The sequence below is a fragment of the Streptomyces sp. rh34 genome, from assembly GCF_002551245.1.
In the GTDB taxonomy this organism is placed as follows: Bacteria; Actinomycetota; Actinomycetes; order Streptomycetales; family Streptomycetaceae; genus Streptomyces.
This window is the reverse complement of the sequence record NZ_NTGZ01000369.1, coordinates 1-5,482: the sequence shown is the minus strand read 5'-3', so window position 1 is coordinate 5,482 and position 5,482 is coordinate 1. Positions and strand designations below refer to the sequence as shown.

The 5,482-nt window shown below is 72.3% G+C and carries 4 protein-coding genes; 3 read left to right on the top strand and 1 reads right to left on the bottom strand.

Translation table 11 applies throughout. From position 1 onward, the window contains the following. The coding region (locus CR470_RS35350; RefSeq protein ID WP_143663948.1) for an ATP-binding protein at positions 1 to 1,038 on the top strand (1,038 nt) is incomplete at its 5' end. A gap of 51 nt (positions 1,039 to 1,089) precedes the next feature. On the opposite strand, the gene ccrA is transcribed toward CR470_RS35350, so the two are convergent. Continuing rightward, the gene (ccrA, locus tag CR470_RS35345; RefSeq protein ID WP_097871624.1) at positions 1,090 to 2,442 is read right to left on the bottom strand and encodes a crotonyl-CoA carboxylase/reductase; all 1,353 of its coding nucleotides are present in this window, start codon (positions 2,440 to 2,442) and stop codon (positions 1,090 to 1,092) included. Positions 2,443 to 2,801: 359 nt separating this feature from the next. On the opposite strand from ccrA, the gene CR470_RS35340 reads away from it, so the two are divergent. After that, positions 2,802 to 3,479 (top strand): 4'-phosphopantetheinyl transferase family protein, encoded by a 678-nt coding sequence (locus tag CR470_RS35340; RefSeq protein ID WP_097871621.1) that lies wholly within the window; start codon positions 2,802 to 2,804, stop codon positions 3,477 to 3,479. A gap of 440 nt (positions 3,480 to 3,919) precedes the next feature. Further along, positions 3,920 to 5,482, top strand: a 1,563-nt coding sequence (locus tag CR470_RS35335; RefSeq protein ID WP_143663947.1) for an ATP-binding protein, incomplete at its 3' end; no start/stop codon positions are given.

Below are 5,482 nucleotides of genomic sequence, written 5' to 3'. Positions count from 1 at the left end.
GGCCGGTCGGTCGGCCTGTCCGCCGCGCACGCCTCCCCCGACGACGCCCTCATCGAGTCCGCCGCCGCCTACCGGCTCGACTCCGGCCAACTGCGCCGGGCGGCGACCGTCGCGTCCCGGCTGGCCCTCCTCGGGCAGCGGCCGGTGGCCCCGGAGGATCTGCGTGCGGCGGTCCGCGCCCAGAACGGCGCGGGCCTGGAACGGCTCGCCCGCCGCATCGAGCCCGCGGTCGGCTGGGACGACCTGGTGCTGCCCCCGGCGACCCGCACACAGCTCGCCGAACTCGCCCTGCGCGCCCGCCACCGCGAGACGGTGCTCGGAAAGTGGCGGATGCGGCCGGGCGGCGGCCGGGGGAGAGGCGTCATCGCCCTGTTCGCCGGGGAGTCCGGCACCGGCAAGACCATGTCCGCCGAGGTGATCGCCGCCGAACTGGGCATGGAACTCTACGTCGTGGACCTGTCCACAGTGGTGGACAAGTACATCGGGGAGACCGAGAAGAACCTGGAGCGGATCTTCGTCGAGGCGTCCGACGTCAACGGCATCCTCCTGTTCGACGAGGCCGACGCGATCTTCGGCAAGCGGTCCCAGGTCAAGGACGCGCACGACAAGCACGCCAACGTGGAGTCGGCCTACCTCCTCCAGCGCATGGAGTCCTTCGACGGCATCGCCGTGCTCACCACCAATCTGCGGGCCAACCTCGACGAGGCCTTCACCCGCCGCATCGACGTGATCGCCGAGTTCCCGATGCCCGACGCCCGGCAGCGCCTGGCCCTGTGGGACCGCTGTCTGGGCCCGGCGATCCCGCGCGACGCGGCGCTCGACCTGGAGTTCTGCGCGGACCGGTTCGAGCTGGCCGGCGGATCGATCCGGGCCTGCGCGGTGACCGCCGCCTACCTCGCGGCCGAGTCGGGGACCCCGCTGGACATGGACCAGCTCGTCACGGCGGTGCTCCAGGAGTACCGCAAGCTCGGACGGCTGGTTCTGGAGAGCGAGTTCGGGCCGTGGCTGGCGAAGGAGCGGGGGAGTGGCCGGCGGTAGGGGGCGTCTCGGCGACCGTGATCGCCGAGACGCCCCCGGGCCCGCCCGGCCTCAGCCTTGCAGGTGGCCGGGGGTGAGCCCGCGCAGCGGGTTCAGCCGCTCCTCGCCGACACGGGCCCGCAACTCCGGGTCGGTGCAGCCGAGTCCGGGCTCCGGCGCCATGCACAGCACGCCGACCTTGCCGATGTGCCGGTTCTCCTGCACCACCCGGCAGGCGTCGGCGACCGCCGTCAACGGGTAGAGCGCCGACACGGTGGGCACGATGCTGCCGGCCTCGAAGAGCCGGTTGCACTCCCACGACTCCTGGAGATTGGCACCGTGGCTGCCGATGATCCGCTTCAGCTGCATCCACAGGTAGCGGTTGTCGTACACGTGCTGGTAGCCGGTGCTGGAGCCGCAGGTGACGATGGCGCCGCCACGGCGCACCACGAACACCGAGATGCCGAACGTCGCCCGGCCCACGTGCTCGAACACGATGTCCGGGTCGCGGCCCGCGCGTTCGCGCACCAGCCGGCCCAGGCGGCGGCCGATCTCCAGCACCTGGCGCGGGTCGTCGCTGGGATCGCCGTCCAGACCGATCTCGGCACGGGTGATGACGATGTCGCAGCCCAGCCGCCGCGCCGCCTCGGCCTTCTCCTCGGTGCCGACGATACCGACGGGGACGGCCCCGCCGTTCTTCGCCATCTGGACGGCATAGCCGCCGAGACCGCCCGTGGCGCCCCAGACCAGCACGACGTCGCCCTGCTTGATGCGGGCACCGTGCTCGCCCACCAGCATCCGGTAGGCGGTGGAGGCGCAGAGCGTGTTGGCGGCGGCCTCCTCCCAGGTCAGCACTTTCGGTTTGGGTACGAGCATGCTGGCCCGGACCACGGTGTAGTCGGCCATGGCGCCGAAGTTCGTCTCGTAGCCCCAGGCGCGCTGCTCCGAGCCGAGCATGCCGTCGGCGTGGGTACCGGGCTCCTGGTCGTCGACGTAGGCGGGGTGCACGACGACATGGTCGCCGGGCTTCCAGCGGCGCACGCCGGAGCCGACCCGGACGACGATGCCGGCCGCGTCGGAACCCACGACCTGGTACGGCAGGTCGTGGCGCTCGGTCCAGCCGCCCTGGCGGGCGAACCGCTCCAGGAACTTGAAGGTCGGCAGGGGCTGGAACATCGCCGACCAGATGGTGTTGTAGTTCACCGCGCTGGCCATCACGGCGACCAGGGCCTCGTCGGGCGCCAGCTCGGGCATGGGCACCTCGCCCACGTGGATCGACTTCCGGACGTCGCGGTCCTGGACGCCGTTGAACATGTCGACGTCCTCCGCCCGGAGATAGGCCGCACGGTACGCACGGGGGAGGTCGAGGGCCGCTATCTCTTGCGGTGTCGCGCCACCCAGCAGGGCGTCGGGAATAGATCTCACAGGAACCTCTCAGCCACGCATGCTGCATTCGAAAGATCTAGCGGTGATGTGGTGGGGCGGTGGGTTTCGGGACGCCAGGTATCCGCCTCCGGATCGCCCCGAAGCAGTCGCGGCGGCGTCTCGTCGTCGCCATGTCCGCGTCCGGCGTCACGTGGAGCGTCACGTGGGGCGGGAACCACGCTAACGAGGGGACATATCGGGGGCCCACCCCTACCGCCCCCCTGTTTCTCCCCCTGGACCCGTCGTCCGGCCGGCGGTGCCTTGTCCCCGAGCCGTCCGGCGTGCTCCGGTGATGGCGTGCGCGAACGGGACGGGGCCGAAGAGGTGGCGTCAGGAAACGGAACCGAGAGGTGTGTGCGGTGATCGGGGAACTGCTTCCGGACCGGGTCGTCGCCGTGGAGGCGCACGGCGAGGACGACGCCGGGTGCGCGCCCCTGTACCCGGAGGAGGAGGCGGTCGTCGCGGAGGCGATCGTGCGGCGCCGCCGTGAGTTCGCCGTGGTGCGCGCCTGTGCCCGCCGTGCCCTGGGGCGGCTCGGCGTCCCCCCGGGGCCCATACTGCCCGGGGAGCGCGGCGCGCCGCGCTGGCCGGACGGCGTGGTCGGCAGCATGACCCACTGCGACGGCTACCGTGCCGCGGCCGTGGCACGCGCCACCGACCTGCTCTCCCTCGGCATCGACGCCGAGCCCCACGTCCCGCTCCCGGACGGCGTCCTGCGCCCCGTCGCCCTGCCATCCGAGCGTGACCGCATCGCCGGACTGGCGCTCCGCCGTCCGTCCGTGCACTGGGACCGGCTGCTGTTCAGCGCGAAGGAATCGGTCTACAAGGCTTGGTTTCCGATGACCGGAGAATGGCTGGGATTCGATGACGCGGACATCGAGATCCGCGCGGCCGCCGGAGGGCCGCGACGCGGCGGCTTCCGTGCCACGCTGCTCGTTCCGGGGCCGCTTTTACGAGGTGGGCGACTTGTGCACGTCGAGGGGAGGTGGATGATCCGCCGGGGCTTGATCGTCACCGCCGCCGTGGTCCCCCGCTGAGGCCGGGGCGCCGTAGCGGGCCGCCCCGGCGGACCGTGCGCGCGGGCTCACGGTGTGCACCCGAGACTACCGGCACCTCCTGCCGGGGCCGATATCGCACCCTACGGGTCGGAAGCACCAAGTTCCGTTACTCATAAGGGAGTTAGTGCGCACGCCGCACGTTCCTGCCCCCGGCGGGCTCTCGCCCGAGCCGCCGGAGAGGGCGGCGTCCGGACGGGCCGTGGCAGCTTCCTGGCAGTGCCCCGCAGGACCGCGTTCGGTGCGCCGTACGCGAACGCGTTTCGTCAACAAGCTGACGCAAGAGGCCTGTTGAACTTCTCCACACGTGTGAATAAGTTGCACCTCAACGAGACCGCCGCCGCGCGCCGAGGCCGCGAGAACGCCTGGGCTGCCGAGGTGGGCGGGGATCAACTTCAGATGGCGAGTCGACGGGGGAGCGCATGGAGCTGATCGGGATGGAAGAGCAGCTGGAAAAAGTTCTCGACATGGCTCGGCCGGGTGGCAACGGACCCGACAGGACCTTCCTGCTCGTCGGGCCCCCGGGTTCCGGCAAGACCACTCTGCTCAACATCCTTGCCCAGAAGCTGGGCGAGGGACGCGTCCTGATCGCGGCCGGATCGGCGGCGGAACGGGACATCGAACTCGGCGTCCTGCGCCAGCTCATGGCGCACGCTGCTCTTCCGGGCGCGGCGGGACAACTCGTCGAGCGCATGGTGGGTCGCGACCGGCCCACGCCGAGTGGGCCCGCATGGCTCCACGGGCCTCCCGGCCCGGTCGCGCACCGGCCCGACGCACGTCTGCTCGACGAGCTGTGCCACCTGCTGGCCAAGGAGTCCGAACGCCACCCCCTCGTGATCGTCATCGACGACGCGCACGAGGCGGACGAGGAGTCCCTGGCCGCACTGACCTATCTGCAGCGCCGCTTCCGGCTGGGCCGCATCGTCTTCGTACTCGCGCGGCTGACCCCGCCGGCCGGCCGCTTCGACGTCGACGGCGCGGGCCAGCTCACCGGAAAGCGCCTGGTGCTCTCGCCGCTGTCGCCCGCCGCCGTCGCATCCGTGGTCGCCGCCAGACTGGGCCGTGCGTGGGCCGACGCGCACGCCGCCGAGGTCGACGAGATCACCGGCGGCAATCCGGGCCTGGTCACGGCGCTCGTCGACGATCTGGCCATCGACTGGCGCAGGCGGCTGCCCGCCGGGCGGGTCCTCGTCGGTGAGATGTTCACCCAGACCTGTCTGACCTATCTGCACCGCTTCGACGCGCCGACGGTGGCCATGGCCTACCGCCTGGCGCTGTGTGAGAAGCACCTGACCGGCGCGACGTCCACCGCGGCCTTCCTTGCCGCTGCCATGCCGTCCTGGGCGGACCACGTCGATCGCGCCATCGACGAGCTGGAACGCGCGGGGCTGCTGTACGACGGGCGCTTCCGCCACCCCGCGGTGCGCGTGGCCGTGGAGGGCACGGCCCGAAGATGGGCCGCCGAAGCGGGCGAGCCGGGCGGCGCGACGGGGCCGCACCCGGGCCGGGCCCCGGCCGGGCCGTTCGACCACACGCCCGCGCAACCCCGCCCGCACGGAATGACCCGTCTCGGCGGGCGGCCCGCCCGGGACCGGCACCAGCTCCTGGACCAGGTCGCGGCGATGGCTGGGCCGGCGCACTCCGCGGCCGAGGCGGCCCTCTACGTACGGGCACCCGCCATGGGAGGCGCGGAGGCCTGGTGCGACGACGCGCCACCGTGCCCGGCCGTCGAAGAGCCCCGACGCGACGACCTGTTCGAGCGGTTCGTCCCGCTGGTGCTCCGTTGCGCCGACGAACAGGCCTCGCGCCTGCATGAGTCGCCGACCGCCGCCGGGCGCCGCCAGGCCCTCGCCGGTGAGGCGGGGCGCCTCGTCCGCCGGGCCGAGGCCAAGCGGCGCCGCGGTGAGGTCCGCGAGGCCGCCGCGATGATCGACGCGGCCCTGCGGATGCTTCCCGCGCGGGAGTGGGGACCTGTCTCTTATACA